The following is a 19,099-nucleotide window of genomic DNA, read 5'->3' on the forward strand; positions in this document are numbered from 1 at the left end:
CCCGAAAGGGAAACCCCGTGAAGATCGCCCTCCTGGGAACCGGCTTCGGCCAGGCACACGCCGCCGTCTACGCGGCCCGCGACGACGTCGACGTGGTGATGTTCGGCCGCGACCCGGACAAGACCGCCCGGGTCGCCGGGCAGTTCGGCTTCGCGTCCTCCACCGACCTGGACTCCGCCTTCGACGACGACTCCTTCGGCCTGGTCGACCTCTGTCTGCCGATACCCCTGCACACCCCGATGGCGCTGCGCGCCCTGGCAGCGGGCAAGCACGTCCTGACCGAGCTGCCCATGGCCGTCTCCATGAAAGAGGGACGCAGCCTGGTGGCCGCCGCCGAGGCGAGCGACCGGCACGCGTTCGTGAACATGTTCGAGCGGTTCGTGCCCGCCAACCAGGTGCTCGACGACGCCGTACGCGAAGGCGCCTACGGGCGGCTGGAGGAACTGACCTGCTGGTCCGCCACGGCACCCCTGTGGCCCGGTGCCGATCTGGGCACGAAGGCCCTGCCGATGGAGGCCATGCACAGCGACCTCGACCTGATCACCCGCGCCCTCGGCACTCCCCGCGAGGTCCACGTCACCGCCGTGGAACGGGACGCGGGCGCCGGTGCGGTCGAGGCGGTCATGACCTTCGACGGGGCCATCGCCCGCAGTTCGGCGACCTCCCTGCGTCCTCTGCCCTGGGGCGGACGCGGCGGCTACACCGCCGCCTTCACCGGCGGTGTCCTGGAAGCCGTCTCCACCATGGGTTACGACGGAAAGCCCACCACCACCCTGACCGCCTGCACCGCCGACGGCGTCCACGAAGTGCCCCTGGATCCGGCCGACCAGTACACCGCGATGATCAGCCATGTCCTGGCGGTCGTCCGCGGCGAGGCCGACAACCTCATCGCCCCCGCCGGCGCCCTGGACGCGCTGGAACTGACCCTGCGCATCGACCGCCAGGTCGACCCCGCCCGCTGACGCGCCCACCCGCCGGCTCGGGAATCCCGGCCTGGACGCGGGCCGCATCCCCGCCGCGCCCCCGGGCGGGGTCCGTGGAGGAGCGCTCCCCCACACGACGAGTGCGACCGTGACTTCGGCAGCGGGCACGACCGGATCGGGTGCGGAGCCGGCGAAGAGGTGGACGCGGGCTGCTGACAGACCGGCTACTCGCGAGTAAGGTCGCGCGGGTCGACGAACGGAGTTCCCATGGCCCGCACCTTCACCGTGTCCCGCAGCATCCGCGTCGAGGCACCGCCGCAGTCCGTGTACGACCAGGTCAGCCGGCCCGCGTTGATGGGCCGGTGGAGTCCCGAGAACCTGGGGGCGACCGTGCCCGGCGGGGAGGACGGGCCCGCCCGCGTGGGCCAGGTCTTCGACGGGCACAACAAGCGCGGCGCGTTCCGCTGGACCACCCGGTGCACGGTCGTCGAGGCCGAGCCGGGCCGCGGCTTCGCCTTCCGCGTGCACGCGATCGGCCTGAAGAACCCCCGGCTGAAGGCCCCCATCGCGACCTGGCGGTACCGGTTCGAGGAGGACCGGGCGGGCGGGACGAAGGTGACCGAGACCTGGACGGACGACCGCCGGTCCTGGCCGGCCCTCGTCGCGAACGCCTTCGACCTGGTGGCCACCGGCGGCCACACCTTCGCCGCCTTCCAGGTCCGCAACATCGACCGGACGCTGAAGAACCTCAAGCGGGAGCTGGAGTCCGGGGCAGCTCCAGCACCGAACCCGCGTGCAACGTGAGACGTACGGGACGGAAGTCGACGGCGTCGAGCGGCAGCGCGTCCGTCCCGGACGACCGGGCGTAGCGCGGGTGGGCGCCCCCGCTGACCTGGAGCCGGACGCGGTGCCCGATGCCGAAGCGGTACGACGTCGGGCTCAGCGCCACGTCCACGGCGGCCGGGCCGGACCCTGACGTGCGCACCGCCGCGAGCCCGTCGCACACGTTCACCGCGCGACCGTCCCCGACCACGTCGCACAGTCGTACGAAGAGGTCGGCGAACCCGGTGTCGGTGGAGACCCGGATGCGGCCCCGGGCGGCTCCGCGCACGTCGAGGGGTGCGGTGAGCACGGGCCCGTCGAAGGTGAGGACGTCGTCGCGCGCTTCGAGGGCGGTCTGGTCGCGGGGTCCGGCGTCGGGGCCGAGTCCGGGGCCGCCGACGGAGGGGGTGGGGTCGTCGGGGTCGTAGCGGAAGGAAGCGAGGGGCGCCTCGTCCGTGGGGGCTTCCGCCAGGAGCCGGCCCCGCGCAGCGAGGTACCAGGGGGCGGCCCGCTCCTCCGCCCAGTCCGCCAGGTCCTCCCACTTCCCGTCGCCTCCCCGGTGCACACGCACCGCTGTGGGCCGCAGAGCTGACGGATCGCCACAGAGGTGCGCGCGCAGCCAGGCCAGCGTCTCGGCGAAGACGTCGGGCCAGCCCTGCTGGAGCGTGGAGTTGTGGGTCCACGGGCCGACCAGCAGGGCCGCCTCGCAGCCCGCGTTCCGCAGCCGGGCGTACTGCGCGAAGGTCTGGCCGCACAGCGCGTCGTACCAGCCGGTGACCAGGCTGACGGGCACGGTCGCCCGCTCGGCGGCCCCGGCGAGGCAGGCCCCGTCCCAGTACGGGTCGGCGGGGTCGGGGTGGGCCATCGCCCCGTCCAGCCAGGGGAGTCGGCCGAGGGCGGGTTCGTACGCGCCACGGAGCGGGCGGGCGGCGACGATGCGGCGCAGGTGGCGCTTCAGACGGAGGGTGGACCGCAGGAAGGGCACGGTCCCCCGTTGCTGGTACTCCACACCCGTACCGGCCGCCAGGGAGATCTCCAGGTGGAGTGCGCCGTCGGTGTGGAAGAGGGCGTGGGGGTCGTGCAGGCCGATCTGGACGGCCATCGCCTTCAGCTCCGGCGGCGGGTCGAGGGCGAGGGCCCACTGGGTGTAACCGAGGTAACTGGGGCCGACGGTGCCCAGCACCCCGTTGAACCAGGGCTGCCGGCGGAGCCAGGCGACGGCCGCCTGCCCGTCGGACGGTTCGTTGCGCCAGTAGTGGAAGTCGCCGCCGGAGCCGCCCGTGCCCCGGCAGCTCTGGACGACCACGTGGAAGCCCTGCTCGGCGAAGAGGACGCCGTACATCGGCGACCAGGGCAGGGCGCGCCCGTAGGGCGACCGCACGAGCAGGGTCGGGAAGTCGCCCCCGCCCCGGGGGAAGTAGTGGTCGGTCACGAGCGGCGTCCCGTCGGCGGCCGGGACCGCGATGCCGGGTTCGAACCCGGCCCCGTACCGGGCGGCGGGCAGTCCGCGCCAGGTGGCGCGCATCAGCCGCGAGGCGAGCGGCGGCCTCTTCACCCCTCGGGTGCTCCCGGTCTCCTGCTGTGTCGAACGCATCGGTTCATCCCCTCCCACTTAATTTCGTACGTTGTACGAGAATAGCTGATGCTTGGATGGACCCCACGGGCGGAACCCGCCCCGCGCACGCCCGCCCCATGCACTCCAGGAGCCGAGGACCCATGCCCCGCGCCGACAAGCCGACCCCGCCCCCGGTCGACCCGGAACAGCTCTGGCTGGGCACCGGCGCGAACCGCTCCGGGCGGGGCCGCAGACCCGCCTTCACCAGGGAGGCGATCACCGCGGCGGCGGTGGCGCTCGCGGACGCGGAGGGCCTGGAGGCGGTCACGATCCGCCGGGTGGCGGCGGAGGTCGGCGCGGGCGCGATGTCGCTCTACAGCTACGCGCCGGACAAGGAGACCCTGATCGAGCTGATGGTGGACCACGTCACCGCCGAACTGCTCCCGCCGCCCGCGCCCACCGGCGAATGGCGCGCGGACCTCAAGGCCGTGGCCCGCCTCCAGCGCGCCCACATGCTCCGCCACCGCTGGCTGCCGGCGGCCCTCACCACCCGCCGTTCGCTCGGCCCGAACGCGCTCGCCTTCCTGGAGGGCGTCCTGGCGGCCCTGCGCCCGACGGGCCTGGACGGCGGGGCCAGGCTGGAGGTCTTCAGCCAGCTCACGGGTTTCGTCTCGGCGTACGCGGCCAACGAGTTCACCCGCGCCCGGGCCGCCGACGACCCGGCACGCGCGGCGGCCGAGATCCGCTACCTGACGGCGGTGGCGTCCGACGGGGCGCACCCGGAACTGGCGGCGGCCCTGGCCGCCCCCGCCCGGCCGCTGTCGCCGGACGCGCTGTTCGCCCGGTTCCTGGACCGGCTGGTGGACGGACTCGACGCGGGTTGACCGATGAGTTCCGGGGACGCGGCGGGTCCTGTCTCCCGAAGACAGTGATCGCAGCTTCCCGCCCCGTGGAGGAACCATGAGCGACAGCCACGTATGGCCCCTGGTGCACGCCGAGCGTGCGGCGCTCCTCATCGACCTCGACCGGCTCGACGACGCGCAGTGGGAGAAGCAGTCCCTCTGCGCGGGCTGGACCGTGCACGACGTGGCCGCCCACCTGGCGGACACCTGGAAGACGACCCGGCTCGGCTTCGTGGCCGCCATGGTCCGCGCACGCTTCGACTTCGACCGGCAGAACGCGGCGGGCGTCGCCCGCGAGCGGAGGGCCACCCCGCAGGAGACCCTGGAGGAGCTGCGGCAGGCGGCCGGACGCCGCTCGACGCCCCCGGCGCCGCTCGACACGCGGCTGGTCGAGGAGGTCGTCCACGGCGAGGACATCCGCCGCCCGCTGGGGCTCATGCACACCTACGCACCGGAGGCCGTGGTCCGCGCGCTGCGCCTCCAGACCCGTACGTCCGCGTCCCTGGGCGGGGCGAGGGAACGGGTGGCGGGGGTCCGCCTCATGGCGACGGACTCCGCCGCCGTGACCATCGGCGACGGCCCCGAGGTGAGCGGAACGGCGCTCGCGCTCCTCCTCGCGGTGTCGGGCCGGAAATCGGCCCTGGACGAACTGGAGGGGCCGGGGGTGGCCGTACTGACGAACGAGCCGTGAGCCTGCCGGGCCCCATTCCCGGAGCCAGTCCCTCTCAGTCCCTTTCCGTCCCGTACCAACGGGCTGACCTGCGACGATGCCCGAGGGGCCGAACGAGGGACCGAAGCGCGCCAACTCCCGTGCTGGTCCCGGGATTTCGGCCTGCCGGGCCGGCGCACGCGCCTTCTCGGGCCCGTCAGTCCCCGGGCTTCTCCCACACCGATACGTGCTTCTCGCTCTCGTTGGTGAACGGCTCGCCCCGCCACCCCTCCCAGCGGGCCCGCAGCCGCATGCCCGCCAGTTGGGCCATCAGGTCGAGTTCGGCGGGCCACACATAGCGGAAGGGGATGGAACGGTACGAGCCGCGTCCCCCTTCGACCTCGATGTAGTTCGAGCTCATCGACTGGGTGGCCACCTCGTAGCGGTCGAACGCCCAGCGGGTGGGGGTCGCCCGCATCGGGACCGCCTCCTGGCCCGGAGGCAGCAGCCGCAGTTCGGGCACCCCGACCTCGACGACGAAGGCGCCGCCCGGGGCGAGGTGGGCCGCCGCGTTGCGGAAGCACGCGACCTGGGCCTCCTGGGTGGTGAGGTTCATGATGGTGTTGAAGACCAGGTAGACCAGGGTGAAGCCGCCCGGCTCGTACGGTCCGTCGGCGCGGGCGGTCGCGAAGTCCCCGATGGTGACCGGGAGTTCCGCTCCCCCCTCCTTCGCCCGCATGCGTTCGACCATCGCGCGGGACAGGTCGATGCCGTGCACCGGCACTCCCCGGCGGGCCAGCGGGAGAGCGATCCGGCCGGTGCCGACGGCGAACTCCAACGCCGGGCCCCCCGCCGCGAGTTCGGCCAGCAGGTCGACGGCGGGGTCGACCGCGGAGGGGCTGAACATGCCGCCCGTCTCGGGATCGTCGTAGGTCGCTGCCACGGAGGCGCCGAAGTAGCCGTCCTCGGGCGCGTCGGGGAGGGCGCCGGGGACCGTGTCGGAGCCGGCGGAGTCCTCGGGGGCGGTGGAGCCGGGGGCGGTGGAATCGGGGGCGGTGGAGCCGGGGGCCTGCGTCACGTCGTGTGCGTCTGCGGTGTCGTCCACCGCGGAACCGTACTGCGGGGCGGACGCACGACGCACGCCCATTTCCGGGCCCGGGCCGGAGCGGGGGCCGGACCCGGAACCGAGGCGGCGGCCGTCACCACCGCCGACGCACGGTGGCCTTGCCGCCGGTCACCAGACTCGCCGCCGGAACGTCGTCGGCGACGACCGCGCCCGCCGCGATCACCGCGTCCCGGCCGATGCTGACGCCGGGCAGGATGGTGGCCCCGGCGCCGATCCACACGTTCTCGGCCACGTCGATGGGCGCGCCGGTGAGGTACAGCCGCCGCTCCTCGGGGTCGACCGGGTGCCCGCCGGTGATGAAGGTGACCTTCGGGCCGATCATCACGCGTTCGGCGATGCGGATGCCGGCGTAGTCCAGGAACGTGCAGTTCTGGTTGATGAACACGCGCTCGGCGAGGTCGAGACGGAGGCCGTGGTCCGTGTAGAAGGGCGGATAAACGGTGACCCCCGACGGCAGCGGCCTGCCGAGGATCTGTTCGAAGAGCTCGGCCTTTCCCGCCTCGTCCTCGAAGGGCAGGACGTTCAGGCGGGAGGTCAGCTCGGTGACCCGGAGCACCCTCTCGGCCATGGCACGGAACTCGTCGCTGTGGATGCGCATGAGGCGTTCGCTGGGCATGCCGCGATCCTTCCGTGCGGGCACGCGCCGTGCAAACGGCAGCACCCTTGCCACTCCCTTGACCTCAAGCACGGTTGAGGGAAAATGATCGGGCTCATGACCGAGACCACGGGCACCCGGACCCCGCACACCGAGATCCGCGCCCTCACCGACCGCGCCGAGATCACCGACCTCTTCGACCGCTACCTGCGCTCCCTCGACGACGTCCACGCCGACGGCGGCCGGGCCCTCGACGCGGCGTGGGCAGCCGCCTTCTTCACCGAGGAGGCCACCACCGCCACCCCCGCCGGACAGGTCGCGGGCCGGTCCGCCGTCCTGGCGAACGTGTCCGCCGCCATGCGCCTGTTCGCCCGTACCGTGCACTTCGGCTCGAACTACGTCATCGAGGTCGACGGCGACCGGGCCACCCTGCGCGGCAACCAGCTCAGCACCCACGTACTGGCCGACGGCGGCGAGCTGTTCGTCTCCGGCGGCCGTACGGACAACGAACTCGTCCGCACCCCTGCCGGGTGGCGGCTGCACCGCGCCGACCTGCACATCGCGTGGACGCAGGGCACCCGGCCGGCCCTGGCATCCGTGCTCCCCCAGCCCTAGCGACGGGGCTCGAAGGCGCTTTCGGCCAGGGTGAGCCGGCCGGGCCGAGGAACGTCCGCCGGGGCCCGGCGGAGGCCGAGGAGGGCCGGCAGGGCGCGCATGTCGTCGAAGAGGACGGTGCCCGGACCCGCGAGGCGTTCCGGCTTCGTCAGCCCTCCGTGATAGCCGAAGGACCGCATCCCGGCCGCGCGGGCGGCCCGGACGCCGTACGGACTGTCCTCGACCACCGCGCAGCGCTCCGGCGGGACGCCCAGGGAGCGGGCCGCGTGGAGGAAGAGGTCGGGGGCGGGTTTGCCGAGGGCCACGTCGGAGGCGCTGAAGATGCGGGAGTCGTCGAAGTGCGGGTCGAGGGAGGTGAGGCTCAGGCTGCGGCGGATGTCCTGGTGGCGGCCGTTGGAGGCGACGCAGAAGGGCGTCGGGCCGAGGCGGGCGAGGGCGTCGGCGACGCCGTCGACGGCGGTGAGCCCGGCCTCGAAGGCCTCCAAGTAGAGGTGCTCGTACGCGTCGAGCCAGTCCGGGGCGAGGCGGCGGCCGAGACGCTGCTCGACGGCGGCGGTGTAGACCTCGTAGGAGCAGCCGACGAAGGTCTCGACGATCTCGGCCTCGGTGAAGGGGCAGCCGAGTTCGGCGGTGATGCGGGCGTCGACCTGGACGCAGAGGCGCTCACTGTCGACCAGGACGCCGTCGCAGTCGAAGATGACGAGGTCCACGGGGTCCTGACGGCTCGGCGGGCTCGCGTCGTACGTGCGTGCGGTCATGGGGCGAAGGGTAGGCCGGGACCCGGCGGACCCCGCAAGGGGTCGCACCGCCCCCCGCGGGTCCGGGGGCGTCGAGCGGGCGGCGGTCGTAGGCTGCGGGCATGCGGGAGGCGGGGGTGAGAGCGGTTGCCGGGCGGCCCGGGGGCGTACGGTGAGATGACGCATCGTCACATCTGGTACGTCTCCTACGGATCCAACACCCATGCGGCGCGGCTCGGCCGGTACCTCGATGGGTGCCGGGACAGTCGGCCGCCCCTCGCCACCGAAGCCGTCGAGCTCGGCGGGGTGTTGTACTTCGCCACCGAGTCCCTCCTCTGGACCGGTGGGCGGGCCTTCTACGATCCGGGCGCGCCGGGGCGAGTGCTGGCGCGGGCGTACCTGGTGAGCGCCCAGCAGTTCTGCGACGTCGCCGCGCAGGAGATGTACCGGCGGCCCGGCCCCGGCACGGATCTCGACCTGGGTCGGGCGGTGCGGGAGGGGAGGGTGGAGGTGGGCCCCGGGCGGTACGAGACCCTGGTGTGCGCCGGGAGGCGGGCGGGGGTGCCGATGCTCACCTTCACCGCGCCCTGGGGCGTGCACGACGTGCCGTGGAACCGGCCCGCGCCGGCCTATCTGGCACACCTGTACGCGGGCCTCACCGAGACCGGCGCCTGGCCGCCGGAGGATGTCGCCGCGTACCTCGCCGCGGCCCCGGGCGCCGCCGGGCACTGGAGCGCGGAGGAGGTCGCGGCGCTCCGCCCGGGGCCTCCCGGTCCTGCGGGGCGGGCGGCACGGTCGGCTCCTCCCCCGCCCCGGCCCTGATCGTCGTGGCAGCCCGGGACTACAGCTTGATCCACTCGCTGGAGGCGGTGACCTCGTCCAGGATGTCGGCGACCGGTTCGACGCCCAGCCCCGGGCCCGTGGGGACGTCGAGGTGGCCGTCGGCCAGTTCGAAGGGGGCGGTGATGTCGGTGGCGAAGTACCGGCGGGAGCCGGAGGTGTCGCCGGGGAGGGTGAAGCCGGGGAGCGCGGCGAGGGCGACGTTGGCGGCGCGGCCGAGTCCGGTTTCGAGCATGCCGCCGCACCAGACGGGGACGCCGTGCGCGACGCACAGGTCGTGGATGGCCTTGGCCTCCAGGTAGCCGCCGACCCGGCCGGGCTTGATGTTGATGATGGAGGCGGCGCCCAGGGTGATCGCCGCCGCCGCGTCCTCGGCGGACTCGATGGACTCGTCGAGGCAGACGGGGGTGGCGAGTTGGCGGGCGAGGGCGGCGTGCTGGACGAGGTCGTCGTCGGCCAGCGGCTGCTCGATCAGGAGGAGGTCGAAGGCGTCGAGTGTGGCGAGGTGGCGGGCGTCGGCGAGGGTGTAGGCGGCGTTGGCGTCGACCTGGAGCAGCAGGTCGTCGCCGAAGCGCTCGCGGACGGCGCGCACGGGGGCCACGTCCCAGCCGGGCTCGATCTTCAGCTTGATGCGGACGTAGCCCTCGGCGACGAACCCTTCGACGGCGTCCAGGAGTTCGGGGACCGAGTCCATGATGCCGACGGAGACACCGCAGGGGACGCGGGTGCGATCGGCTCCCAGGTACCCGCCGAACGACTGGCCCGTCGCGCGGAGCTGGGCGTCGAGCACGGCCGTCTCCAGCGCCGCCTTGGCCATCCGGTGGCCCTTGAAGGGCTTCAGCGCCCGCTTGACGCCGTACGCGTCGACGGCCTCCGGCAACGCCGGGATCAGGAAGCGGCGCAGCACGTCCTGCGCCCCGTCGACGTACTCGGAGCTGTAACGGGGCTCCGACATCGCGACGCACTCGCCCCAGCCCTCGCCCTCGGGAGTGACCACGCGCACCAGCAGGACGTCGCGGGCGGTCTCGACGCCGAAGGAGGTGCGGAAGGGGGCGCGCAGCGGCATGGCGATGCGGCGGAGTTCGATTCCGGTGATGTTCAAGGGAGTTGGCTCCTGGGCTGCTGGACTACTGGGCTACTGGGCTACTGGGCTACTGGGCTACTGGGCTACTGATGAGGTTCGTTCGACGACGTAGGCCGCGCGGTCGTGGAAGCCCGTGACGCGGGCGCCGTCGGCCAGCAGGCCGCCGAGGACCTCGCGCAGGGCCAGCCGCCATTCCTTGGCGGCCCCCGGATCGGTGCGGCGCAGGCCCTCGATGTCGGCGGGGACCTCCACGAGGAGGGTGCGCGCGTCGAGGTCCCGGGCGACGGCGGGACGCCCCCCGCGGACCGCGAGTGCGGTCGCCGCTCCGGCGGGGGCGGCCGTCGCCGGGGCGGGGCCGGCGGTCAGGTCCCAGGAGATCAGGGCACGGTCCGACTCGTCGCCGTCGTTGATGGCGTCGGCCATGTCCCCGTAGAAGCGGGGCAGGTACTCGACGGGGCGCGCGCCCAGCTTGGTGAGGTTGAAGTGGGCGTTGCGGCGGACGAGGGGGTCGTAGGTCCAGGTGATGCGGCTCAGCCCGCGGGCCAGGGCCCAGTCCCGCTGGTGGAGCTTGAGGGCGAGGCCCGCCGCACGGCCGGGCAGGGCGCCGGTGACGTGCGAGTGGAGGGCTTCGCCGGCGGGGGCGGCGAAGAAGCCGACGGCCGCGCCGACCAGGCGGTCCTCCTCGTAGGCGCCCGCGACGTAGTTACCGGAGTGGGAGAAGGCGCGCATCACCTCGGGGCTGACCGGGGAACCGCCCGGGGGCGAGCCCCAGATCCGCTCGAAGAGCGCGGCCACGGCTTCGAGATCGTCCAGCTCGTGCAGTTCGCGGACGGCGAGGGGGGCGGCGGGGCCGGCCGCGCCTTCGGGGGCGGGACTCATCGGATCGCCCCGGCCGCCAGAACGGCTCAGCGGGCCGCCTCCGCCGCCATGACGGCTCATCGGGCCGCTGCCGCCGCCACAGTGGCTCATCGCGTCGCCTCCACCACCATGACCGCTCATCGGGCCGCCTCCGCGTCCACGACGTGCCGCACGAGAGCCGCCAACAGGCGGGTGCGGGGCACGAGTTCAGTGGCGATCACGTGCTCGTGGTCGGCGTGCGCGCCGCCGCCGACCGCGCCGAGCCCGTCCAGGGTCGGGCAGCCGACCCCGGCGGTGAAGTTGCCGTCCGAAGCGCCGCCGACGGCGGTCGACGCCAGCTCCCCGATGCCGAGCGTACGGGCCAACTCCCGCGCGGTGGCGAAGAGTCCGGCGGAAGCGGTCTCCTCCAGCGGGGGCCGGTTGGGGCCGCCCCGTACCTCCACCCGGGCCCCCGGCAGCGTCGCCTTCAGGGCGCGCAGGGCCGTGTCCGTCTTCTCCTGCGCGGCCAGGGTCGGGACCCGTACGTCGACCGTGACGGCCGCCGTCGCCGGAACGGTGTTGGACGTCGAACCGGCGGTGACGACCGTGGGCGTCACCGTGGTGCGCCAGCCCTCGGACTCCCCGGCGTTGATCCCGGCGGTGACGGCGTCCAGCGCGAGGGTCAGATGGGCGGCCTCGATGGCCGCGTTGACCCCCTTCTCGGGTTCGAGGCCGGAGTGGGCGGCCTTTCCGTGCGCCACCAGTTCGTACTGGGAGGTGCCCTTGCGGCCGGTCTTGAGCGCACCGCCGTCCGCCGACGCCTCCAGCACGAAAGTGGCCGCGCACTCGCGCGCGACCTCCTCGATCAGCGCCCGCGAGGCGTCCGAGCCGACCTCCTCGTCCCCGGTGACCAGCACGCAGATCCCGTCGAGCGAGGGCAGTGAGGCCAGCGCGTGGAAGACCATGACCAGGCCCGCCTTCATGTCGAAGACGCCGGGGCCGCGCACGATGCCGTCGGTGACGGACCAGGGGTGGGTCGTCAGCGAGCCCATCGGCCACACCGTGTCGTGGTGGCCGAGCAGCAGCACGCGCGGCGTGCCGAACGTCCACTTCAGATGGGTCACCCCGGCCACGACGATCCGCTCGGGCTCGGCGCCGAGGTACCGGGCCCCCTGCGCGGCGACGACGTCCGCGCTGCGGGCGACGGCCGCGAGGTCGGCCGAGAAGGACTCGCAGACGACGAGCTCCTCCAGGTCGGCCAGCATCCGGGCCAGTTGTCCGCCGTCCGGGGTCGCGGACGGGGCGGGAGGCGGGGCGGGGGACGGAGTGGGGGGCGGGGCGGAGGTGGCAGCCGTAGACACGGGCGCGGACGGGGCCGGGGACGGTTCGTTCGTCGGGTCGGCGTTCACCTTCGGCTCCTCAGGGGCGACAGCGCATTCCGCAGCGGGCATTCCTTCTGAGGACCACGCTAGGCGAGCACGCCGATCTGCGGTTTGTGCGGACGGACCAAGGCCGGGGCCTCCGTTGGTCCACCTGCACAACACCCTCCCCGGAAATTCCCGCCCCCCGGGGACCACGCGTACGTCCGGGAGGCCCGCTTCCGCGGCGGGCGCCGCACGCCTAGGGTCGACGGCATGGCCGAGCCCGCCCGCACCGAAGAGACCTCCCCGTCCGTGTTCCCCGGCGGCGCCGAGCTGTTCCGGCTCGGCCCCGCCGTGGCGCACCTCAACCATGGGTCCTTCGGGGCGGTGCCCCTCCCCGTGATGGCGGCCCAGCAGCGTCTGCGGGACGAGGCCGACGCCGATCCGGACGCCTTCTTCCTGGCTGCGCCGGACCGAACAGCGCAGGCCAGGACCCGTATCGCACAGCACCTGGGCATGGATCCGGAAGGTTCGGCGCTCGTCGCCAACGCCACCGAGGCGGCGAACCTCGCGCTGGACGCGGCCGGGCTCTCGGCCGACGACGAGGTCCTCGTCACCGACCACGGGTACGGCACCGTCGTGGCGGCGGCAGCGCGCCGGGCCCGCGTGGTGACGGTCGCCCTGGACCCCCTGCTTCCGGACGAGGAGGCGGTGCGCAAGGCCGTCCTGGCCGGGGTCACTCCGCGCACCCGCCTCGTCCTTCTCGACCACATCAGCTCGCCCACGGCCCGTTTCATCGCCGCCCCCGCGCTCCTCTCCGACCTGCGGGAACGCGGGATCGTCACGATCGTCGACGGGGCGCACGCGCCAGGGACCCTGGCAGACCCGCTCGCCGGGAACCCGGACTTCTGGTTCGGGAACCTGCACAAGTGGGGGTACGCGCCGCCGGGCAGCGCCCTGCTGACGGTCGCGCCGCGCTTCCGGGACCGGGTGCCCGCGCCGGTCCCCTCCTGGGAGGACGAGCGGGGGTTCCCGCGCTCGGTGGAGTACCGGGCGACGGTGGACTACACGGGGTGGCTGGCCGCACCCGAGGGCCTCGACCTGCTCGCCCGGCTGGACGCGCCCCGGGTGCGCCGGCACAACAGCGCGCTGGCCGCGTACGGGGCGCGACTGCTGGCCCGCGTCCCGGGGCTGACCCCCTTGCCGTACGACGAACGCCTCCCGATGCGCGCCCTGCGCCTGCCGCCGGGCTTCGCGAGGACGCCGGCGGAGTCGGTCGCGCTGCGCGAGGAGATCGCGGGACGCCTGGGCTTCCGGGTCCTGGTCTGGCCCTGGCCGGGCGGGGGCGGCATCCGGATCAGCGGCCAGATCTACAACACGCCGCAGGAGTACGAGCGGTTGGCGACGGCGCTGGGAAGGCTGCTGGACGGCCGCTGAGCGGGGGGCCCGGCGCGCGCCAGGGGCGGGGGTGCCGGAGGGCCTGGGGAGTCGGGGGGGGACCCGCAGGAGTGACTACCCCGCCCCCACGACCGCCGCAGCCCCCGGCGGCCACGCCGTGAACCTCTTGGGGCGGGGCGGCGCGAACGTGCGGACCTTCGAGGTCCGCAGCCCCAGCCGCACCAGCGACTCCGCGATCGTGACCGCCGCCGCGACCCCGTCCACCACCGGCACCCCGGTCCGCGCCACCACCCGCTCGGTGAGTCCCGCCATACCGCCGCAGCCCAGGCAGATGACCTCCGCGCGGTCCACCTCCACCGCAGCGACGGCCTCCGCGACGATGGCCTCGACCGCCGCCGAGGGGTCGCGTTCCAGGTCCAGCACCGCCAGCCCGCTCGCCCGCACCGACGCGCACCGCGCCGAGAGCCCGGCCAGCGCGAGCCGGTCCTCGATCAGCGGAACCGCGCGGTCCAGGGTCGTCACCACCGAGTAACTCCGCCCGAGGAACTGGGCCGTCGAGGCCGCCGCCTCGGTGATGTCCACGACCGGAACGTCCAGGAGCTCCTGGAGGCCCTCGCGCCCGTGCTCCCCGTACCCCGCCTGGATCACCGCGTCGAAGGGGCCGGGGTGGGAACGTACCGCCTCCATCACGGCGATCGCCGCCAGGTGGCTCTCGTAGTTGCCCTCCACCGACTCCGCCCCGAAGGCGGGCGTGAGCGGCACGATCTCGGTGCCCGGCGCGGCCGCGGCCACGGCCTGCGCGCCGATGCTCCGCGTCATGGACTCGGTGGTGTTGACGTTGACGACCAGCAACCGCATGAATGATTCCGCTTCTTCGGGAGGTTCTTCGGGAGGTTCTTCGGGAGGCTCGTTCGGGGGGACTCTTCGGAGGCTCACGGGAGGTTCACGCGCTCGGCACCGCGATGGCCTCGCCGTCGGCGTCGGCGTACTCCGGGGGACGCGCGCCCCGGCCGGGCAGGACGACGTACAACAGCCCCGCCAGCACCGTCCCGATGAACCAGGAGAAGCCCGAGATCCCCGAGAAGTACGGCACGAAGGCGACGACGACGGCGATCGCGGCGGTCGGGGCGAGGGCGGTCACCGCGCGCGGGTTGACGCCGCTCCGGTAGGCGTAGGTGCCCGCCGGGTCCTCCGTGTAGAGGTCGGGGACGTTGATCCGGGTCCGGCGCACCAGCCAGTAGTCCGCCATCACGATGCCGAACACCGGGCCGAGCAGCGCCCCGAGCCCGCCGAGGAAGTACTCGACCACGACGGGGCTGTTGTAGAGGTTCCAGGGCAGGATGACCAGGCCGAGCACCGCGCTGACGATGCCCGCCCGCCGGAAGTCCAGCTTCTGCGGGAAGAGGTTGACCAGGGTGTAGACGGGGGCGACGAAGTTCGCCATGAGGTTGACGGCGACGGTCAGCAGGATCAGCGCCAGCGAGGCCAGGACCAGCAGGAAGGTGCTGGGGATGGCCTGGACGATGTCAGCGGGGCTCGCGATCACCGTGCCGTTCAGCTCGAACTGCGCGCCGCTCAGCACCACCACGATGCCCGCGAAGAAGAGCATGTTGACCGGGATGCCGATCAGGTTTCCGGCCAGCACCGAGCGGTTGCTCCGGGCGGAACGCGTGAAGTCGCAGAAGTTGAGGACGAAGGTGCCGTAGATGACGACCCAGAGGGCGGCCGCCTCCAGGATGTGCACGAAGCGCTCGCCGCCGGTGTACGGGTTCCCGGCGTCCACCGCGATCGTCCAGTCCGCCTTGGCGAACATCCACACCGCGAGCGCCAGCATCGTGATCAGCACGGCGGGCGCGGCCACCGCGATGTACTTCCGGATGACGTCCATCCCGTAACTGACGATCAGGACCTGTACGACCCACAGGATCAGGAAGGACAGCCAGCCCAGCGCCGAAAGCCCGAGGAAGGAGCTGCCCTCCCAGCCCCCGAGCCCCGGTATCAGCGTCATGAGCAGCGCCGAGAGCACCGAGGAGGCGAGATACGTCTGGATGCCGAACCAGGCGACGGCCACTCCGCCCCGGATGACGGCCGGAAGCTGCGCACCCCTGGTGCCGAAGGAGATGCGGCTCATCACCGGGAACGGCACGCCCGTCTTCGAGCCCATGGCGCCGGACAGGCTGAGCAGGACGAAGAGGAGGGCGGAGGCCAGGACGAACGCGACCAGGATGTCCCACACGCTCATCCCGAGGGCGAACAGGCCGATCGCGAAGGCGTAGTTGCCGAGGCTGTGCACGTCGTTGGCCCAGAGCGTGAAGACGTTGTAGCCGCCCCAACTGCGGCCGGCCCTCTTCGTCGGGGCGAGGTCGGGACTGTAGAGACGGGGGCTGGTGCCCGGGGGCCCGTCACCGGCCACCGGGCCGACGGCGGACTGTGCCCCGTCTGCGCGCACTGCGTCCTGAGCTGTGGTCACACCAGCCACCCTTCTCAGCGATTTCGGTATACGAAACCGTGCTATCGAAGCAAGTGACGGGGACGCTACGGCCGCCTTCCTGGGACAGTCAAGAGATCTGCCCGAGAAAATGGGATACCAAATACAGAATCCGTCGCCCGCCCGGGCACACGAAAGGGGCGAGCCGCCACTGCGCGACCCGCCCCGAACTGCCCTCTCCGAACCCCCCTCCGGAACTCCCCCGCCCCCCTACTCCTCCTTCGCCCCGCTCAGGTGCGCCGCCGCCGAGTTCCGCCCCGACTCCAGGTGCTTGGCGACGAGTTCCTCGACGCGGGGTACGTCACGGGCGGCGATCGCGTCGTACAGCCCCTCGTGCTCGCGCGCCACGTCGAGCAGGTCGTCGTGCCGCACCTGCAACCACCGCAACCGGCTGCGCAGCGTCGCCTCCAACTCGCTGAGCAGGTCGTTCGCGGCCAGCGAGGTGGCCGTCTGGTGGAAGTCGGCGGCCGCCCGCCGGGCCGTCACCGCATCCCCGCGCCGCGCGGCCTCGAACTCCGCGTCCAGGTCGGCCCGCAGCTTCGCCAGCCCCTCGCGGGTACGCCGCTGCGCGGCCAGCCGGAAGGTCAACGTGTCCAGCGCGGACCGCACTTCGTCGATGTCGGCGATGTCGGTCGGGGTGAACTCCCGCACCACCGCCCACGTACGTGGCCGGGGCGTCACGAGCCCCTCGTTCACCAGGGCCTTGAGCGCGTCCCGGATCGGCAGCCGGCTCACCCCGAGCTCGGCGGCGAGCTCACGCTCGACGAGCTTGCTGCCGGGCGGCCGCACCCCGTCGAGGATGTCGTCGCGCAGTTGCCGGGTGACCCGATCCGACTCGGGCTCGAAGCCTTCAGAACCTGCCATGCGGCACATCTTCTCATCAGGCGGTTGTCGCTTCGTACGAACGCTCGCCCGGCCCGGCCGTACTCCTCCGCGAGCGCGCTCACACGTCCCGGCGGCGCACGACGACCACCGCGAGCACGACGGCGGCCGGCGGCCGGCACCCGGCACCCGGCATCCGGCCTCCGGCCTCCGGCCTCCGTGTTCACGGTGCCGGACCAGGACGGCCCCACCTCTTCCCGACCACCCCTTGACCCTGCATGGTCCAGACCAATAGCGTCCGCTCATGCGACGAAGACTCCTGAAAGGGTCGGCCCTCGTGGCCGCCGCCTGCGTCACTTCGCTCCTCGCCACCCTGGCCCCCTCCGCCTCCGCCGCCCCAGCGGCTCCCGACGCCCCACCGGCCGCCCAGCAGGCCGGGCACGGCGACCGGCCCGCCCTCCGCCGGGTCGGCTACTTCACCCAGTGGGGTGTCTACGGCCGCGACTACCAGGTCCAGGACCTGGACGCCAGCGGCACCGCCGCCCGCCTCACCCACCTCAACTACGCCTTCGGCAACGTCGACAAGAGCGGCAAGTGCTTCCTCACGCCGGTCCCCGGCGAGAGCGACCCGTGGGCCGACTACCAGCGCCCGCTGGACGCCGCGAACTCCGTCGACGGAAAGGCCGACACCGACACCCAGGCACTCGCCGGGAACTTCAACCAGATCAAGGAGCTGAAGGCCAAGCATCGGGGCCTGAAGGCGATGATCTCGCTGGGTGGTTGGAGCTGGTCGACCCACTTCTCCGACGCCGCCCTCACCCCCGCCTCGCGCAAGGCCCTCGTCACCTCCTGCATCGACCTGTACATCAAGGGCAACCTGCCCAAGGACGGGGCGCGCGGCGGCGACGGCGCGGCCGAGGGCGTCTTCGACGGCATCGACCTCGACTGGGAGTGGCCGGGCTCCGAGGGCGACGCCGACACCGTCTACCGTCCCGAGGACAAGCAGAACTTCACCGCGCTGGTACGGGAGTTCCGCAGCCAGCTCGACGCGCTCGGCAAGCAGAGGCGCACGCACTACGAACTCTCCGCCTTCGTGCCGACCGCCGACGCCAAGATCGACGCCGGTTTCGAGGTCCGCAAGATCATGAAGGACTTCGACTTCGTCAACCTCCAGGGTTACGACTTCCACGTCAGCGGCGAGAAGAAGACCGCCCAGCAGTCGGCCCTCTTCGCCCGGAACGACTTCAGCGTGCACGGCACGGTCCAGTCCTGGCTGAAGCGCGGCGCACCGGCCCGCAAGCTGGTCGTCGGCATGCCGTTCTACGGGCAGGGCTGGACCGGCGTCACCGGCGGCGGCGACGGCCTCGGCCAGCCCGCCGCCGGCCCCGCCCCCGCCACGTGGGCAGCGGGCTACGCGGACTACAAGGAGCTGAAGCCCCTCGTGCAGGCCGGGAAGTTCAAGGTCCACCGCGATCTGCTCGGCGGTCACGCCTGGCTCTTCGACGGCACCACCCTGTGGACGTACGACGACCCGCTGGTCCTCGCCGCCAAGGGCGCGTACGTACGGGCCCGGGGCCTGGGCGGCGTGATGGCCTGGTCGCTGGACGCGGACACCGCGGACGGCGAGCTCTACCGGGCGCTGGACCGGGGCCTCGGCCGGCGCTGACCGTACGCGGGGCCGGGGGTGCGCTCCCGATCGGGGTGCGCTCCCGGCCGTGGCGGTGTGCTCCCGGTCGGGGTGCGCCCCCGGTTGTGGCGGTGTGCTCCCGGTCGGGGTGCGCCCCCGGTTGTGGCGGTGTGCTCCCGACCGGGGACACGCCCCCGGTTGTGGCGGTGTGCTCCCGACCGGGGACACGCCCCCGGTTGTGGCGGTGTGCTCCCCCGCCCGAGCGCACCCCCGGCCCGGGAGGTCTCCTGACCGAGGGGGCGTGCCCCCGTGTCCCACGTCACGGTCCGGAAGGCGGGCTCCGGGTCCCGGCGCACCCCTCCCGCCCCCTATCGTGGCCCGTGCAACTGGTTCGCCCTGCCCGCCAGGCAGCGGCGTCGCAAGAGGGAACCCGGTGGGAATCCGGGACTGCCCCGCAGCGGTGAGTGGGAACGAACGCCGTCATACGCACTGGGTCCGCACGGACCTGGGAAGCGACGGCCAGTAGGAATCCGCCGGAGTTCCGGTGGGTGTGCCCGCGAGTCCGAAGACCTGCCCGTTGCCCGCACGCGACCCGCTCGCGTGCGGACATCCCGGTGACCTCGTGGGCGGGTCGGCGTACAGATCAGGCGGAACGGCCTTTTCCCGCAAGGGAGTCGGCGGCCCGCCCGGTTCGTCGTCCCTTCGCGTCCGCGTCCCG

General features: G+C 73.2%; 18 protein-coding genes and 1 riboswitch. Of the genes, 8 read left to right on the forward strand and 10 right to left on the reverse strand.

Going from position 1 to position 19,099, the window contains the following annotated elements; all coding sequences use genetic code 11:
• Window positions 1-17 precede the first annotated feature (17 nt).
• Both ACIP93_RS27540 and ACIP93_RS27545 read left to right on the forward strand, forming a co-directional pair.
• Window positions 18-962 carry a Gfo/Idh/MocA family protein gene (locus ACIP93_RS27540; protein WP_401762663.1) on the forward strand — a complete coding sequence of 315 codons (945 nt, stop codon included), beginning with the start codon at window positions 18-20 and terminating at the stop codon, window positions 960-962.
• Window positions 963-1,190: 228 nt separating this feature from the next.
• The gene (locus tag ACIP93_RS27545; RefSeq protein ID WP_345219337.1) at window positions 1,191-1,727 is read left to right on the forward strand and encodes an SRPBCC family protein; all 537 of its coding nucleotides are present in this window, start codon (window positions 1,191-1,193) and stop codon (window positions 1,725-1,727) included.
• Here ACIP93_RS27545 and ACIP93_RS27550 read toward each other — a convergent pair.
• A complete protein-coding gene (locus ACIP93_RS27550; protein ID WP_401762982.1) occupies window positions 1,672-3,270 on the reverse strand; it encodes a CocE/NonD family hydrolase in 1,599 nt (532 codons plus the stop codon). The two genes, ACIP93_RS27545 and ACIP93_RS27550, sit on opposite strands and share 56 nt — an antisense overlap.
• Before the next feature lie 191 nt (window positions 3,271-3,461).
• Here ACIP93_RS27550 and ACIP93_RS27555 point away from each other — a divergent pair, with 191 nt between their 5' ends.
• Window positions 3,462-4,184: a TetR/AcrR family transcriptional regulator gene (locus ACIP93_RS27555; protein ID WP_401762665.1), complete on the forward strand. Its 723-nt coding sequence runs from the start codon at window positions 3,462-3,464 to the stop codon at window positions 4,182-4,184.
• A gap of 76 nt (window positions 4,185-4,260) precedes the next feature.
• Complete coding sequence (locus tag ACIP93_RS27560; protein ID WP_401762668.1) at window positions 4,261-4,893, forward strand: maleylpyruvate isomerase family mycothiol-dependent enzyme; 633 nt, start codon at window positions 4,261-4,263, stop codon at window positions 4,891-4,893.
• Window positions 4,894-5,068: 175 nt separating this feature from the next.
• On the opposite strand, the gene ACIP93_RS27565 is transcribed toward ACIP93_RS27560, so the two are convergent.
• Complete coding sequence (locus tag ACIP93_RS27565; protein WP_401762984.1) at window positions 5,069-5,794, reverse strand: class I SAM-dependent DNA methyltransferase; 726 nt, start codon at window positions 5,792-5,794, stop codon at window positions 5,069-5,071.
• A 256-nt stretch (window positions 5,795-6,050) separates the two neighbouring features.
• Entirely contained in the window at window positions 6,051-6,593 is a 543-nt protein-coding gene (locus ACIP93_RS27570; protein WP_345219334.1) for a DapH/DapD/GlmU-related protein, read from the reverse strand.
• A gap of 96 nt (window positions 6,594-6,689) precedes the next feature.
• On the opposite strand from ACIP93_RS27570, the gene ACIP93_RS27575 reads away from it, so the two are divergent.
• Window positions 6,690-7,187, forward strand: coding sequence for a nuclear transport factor 2 family protein (locus ACIP93_RS27575; RefSeq protein ID WP_401762671.1), 498 nt, complete (start codon window positions 6,690-6,692; stop codon window positions 7,185-7,187).
• On the opposite strand, the gene ACIP93_RS27580 is transcribed toward ACIP93_RS27575, so the two are convergent.
• The gene (locus ACIP93_RS27580; RefSeq protein ID WP_401762673.1) at window positions 7,184-7,945 is read right to left on the reverse strand and encodes an HAD family hydrolase; all 762 of its coding nucleotides are present in this window, start codon (window positions 7,943-7,945) and stop codon (window positions 7,184-7,186) included. The genes ACIP93_RS27575 and ACIP93_RS27580 overlap by 4 nt on opposite strands.
• A gap of 156 nt (window positions 7,946-8,101) precedes the next feature.
• Between ACIP93_RS27580 and ACIP93_RS27585 the strand changes: the two genes are divergently transcribed.
• Window positions 8,102-8,746: a histone deacetylase gene (locus tag ACIP93_RS27585; RefSeq protein ID WP_401762675.1), complete on the forward strand. Its 645-nt coding sequence runs from the start codon at window positions 8,102-8,104 to the stop codon at window positions 8,744-8,746.
• A gap of 19 nt (window positions 8,747-8,765) precedes the next feature.
• On the opposite strand, the gene menC is transcribed toward ACIP93_RS27585, so the two are convergent.
• From menC to ACIP93_RS27600, 3 genes are all read right to left on the reverse strand, one after another.
• The gene (menC, locus tag ACIP93_RS27590; protein WP_401762678.1) at window positions 8,766-9,866 is read right to left on the reverse strand and encodes an o-succinylbenzoate synthase; all 1,101 of its coding nucleotides are present in this window, start codon (window positions 9,864-9,866) and stop codon (window positions 8,766-8,768) included.
• 57 nt (window positions 9,867-9,923) lie between these two features.
• Entirely contained in the window at window positions 9,924-10,727 is an 804-nt protein-coding gene (locus ACIP93_RS27595; RefSeq protein ID WP_401762681.1) for a GNAT family N-acetyltransferase, read from the reverse strand.
• Between the two features lie 116 nt (window positions 10,728-10,843).
• Entirely contained in the window at window positions 10,844-11,950 is a 1,107-nt protein-coding gene (locus tag ACIP93_RS27600) for a M20 family metallopeptidase (protein ID WP_401762987.1), read from the reverse strand.
• A 369-nt stretch (window positions 11,951-12,319) separates the two neighbouring features.
• Here ACIP93_RS27600 and ACIP93_RS27605 point away from each other — a divergent pair, with 369 nt between their 5' ends.
• The gene (locus tag ACIP93_RS27605) at window positions 12,320-13,483 is read left to right on the forward strand and encodes an aminotransferase class V-fold PLP-dependent enzyme (RefSeq protein WP_401762684.1); all 1,164 of its coding nucleotides are present in this window, start codon (window positions 12,320-12,322) and stop codon (window positions 13,481-13,483) included.
• Window positions 13,484-13,558: 75 nt separating this feature from the next.
• Here ACIP93_RS27605 and ACIP93_RS27610 read toward each other — a convergent pair whose 3' ends face one another.
• The 3 genes from ACIP93_RS27610 to ACIP93_RS27620 form a co-directional block, all read right to left on the reverse strand.
• Window positions 13,559-14,302, reverse strand: coding sequence for an aspartate/glutamate racemase family protein (locus ACIP93_RS27610; RefSeq protein WP_345219327.1), 744 nt, complete (start codon window positions 14,300-14,302; stop codon window positions 13,559-13,561).
• An 85-nt stretch (window positions 14,303-14,387) separates the two neighbouring features.
• A complete protein-coding gene (locus ACIP93_RS27615; RefSeq protein ID WP_401762989.1) occupies window positions 14,388-15,857 on the reverse strand; it encodes an NCS1 family nucleobase:cation symporter-1 in 1,470 nt (489 codons plus the stop codon).
• 285 nt (window positions 15,858-16,142) lie between these two features.
• Window positions 16,143-16,796, reverse strand: coding sequence for a GntR family transcriptional regulator (locus ACIP93_RS27620; protein WP_345219326.1), 654 nt, complete (start codon window positions 16,794-16,796; stop codon window positions 16,143-16,145).
• Window positions 16,797-17,058: 262 nt separating this feature from the next.
• Between ACIP93_RS27620 and ACIP93_RS27625 the strand changes: the two genes are divergently transcribed.
• The gene (locus ACIP93_RS27625) at window positions 17,059-18,420 is read left to right on the forward strand and encodes a glycoside hydrolase family 18 protein (protein ID WP_401762688.1); all 1,362 of its coding nucleotides are present in this window, start codon (window positions 17,059-17,061) and stop codon (window positions 18,418-18,420) included.
• Window positions 18,421-18,751: 331 nt separating this feature from the next.
• A riboswitch (cobalamin riboswitch) is annotated at window positions 18,752-18,974 on the forward strand.
• Window positions 18,975-19,099 lie beyond the last annotated feature (125 nt).

The organism is Streptomyces sp. NPDC088745 (assembly GCF_044751045.1).
In the GTDB taxonomy this organism is placed as follows: Bacteria; Actinomycetota; Actinomycetes; order Streptomycetales; family Streptomycetaceae; genus Streptomyces; species Streptomyces cremeus.

Bases quoted from the DNA above. Each gene is read 5' to 3' on its own strand.
- ACIP93_RS27545 (WP_345219337.1), top strand. From the start codon at position 1,191: ATGGCCCGCACCTTCACCGTGTCCCGCAGCATCCGCGTCGAGGCACCG.
- ACIP93_RS27550 (WP_401762982.1), bottom strand. From the start codon at position 3,270: ATGCGCGCCACCTGGCGCGGACTGCCCGCCGCCCGGTACGGGGCCGGG.
- ACIP93_RS27555 (WP_401762665.1), top strand. From the start codon at position 3,462: ATGCCCCGCGCCGACAAGCCGACCCCGCCCCCGGTCGACCCGGAACAG.
- ACIP93_RS27560 (WP_401762668.1), top strand. From the start codon at position 4,261: ATGAGCGACAGCCACGTATGGCCCCTGGTGCACGCCGAGCGTGCGGCG.
- ACIP93_RS27570 (WP_345219334.1), bottom strand. From the start codon at position 6,593: ATGCCCAGCGAACGCCTCATGCGCATCCACAGCGACGAGTTCCGTGCC.
- ACIP93_RS27575 (WP_401762671.1), top strand. From the start codon at position 6,690: ATGACCGAGACCACGGGCACCCGGACCCCGCACACCGAGATCCGCGCC.
- ACIP93_RS27580 (WP_401762673.1), bottom strand. From the start codon at position 7,945: ATGACCGCACGCACGTACGACGCGAGCCCGCCGAGCCGTCAGGACCCC.
- ACIP93_RS27585 (WP_401762675.1), top strand. From the start codon at position 8,102: ATGACGCATCGTCACATCTGGTACGTCTCCTACGGATCCAACACCCAT.
- ACIP93_RS27595 (WP_401762681.1), bottom strand. From the start codon at position 10,727: ATGAGTCCCGCCCCCGAAGGCGCGGCCGGCCCCGCCGCCCCCCTCGCC.
- ACIP93_RS27600 (WP_401762987.1), bottom strand. From the start codon at position 11,950: ATGCTGGCCGACCTGGAGGAGCTCGTCGTCTGCGAGTCCTTCTCGGCC.
- ACIP93_RS27605 (WP_401762684.1), top strand. From the start codon at position 12,320: ATGGCCGAGCCCGCCCGCACCGAAGAGACCTCCCCGTCCGTGTTCCCC.
- ACIP93_RS27610 (WP_345219327.1), bottom strand. From the start codon at position 14,302: ATGCGGTTGCTGGTCGTCAACGTCAACACCACCGAGTCCATGACGCGG.
- ACIP93_RS27620 (WP_345219326.1), bottom strand. From the start codon at position 16,796: ATGGCAGGTTCTGAAGGCTTCGAGCCCGAGTCGGATCGGGTCACCCGG.
- ACIP93_RS27625 (WP_401762688.1), top strand. From the start codon at position 17,059: ATGCGACGAAGACTCCTGAAAGGGTCGGCCCTCGTGGCCGCCGCCTGC.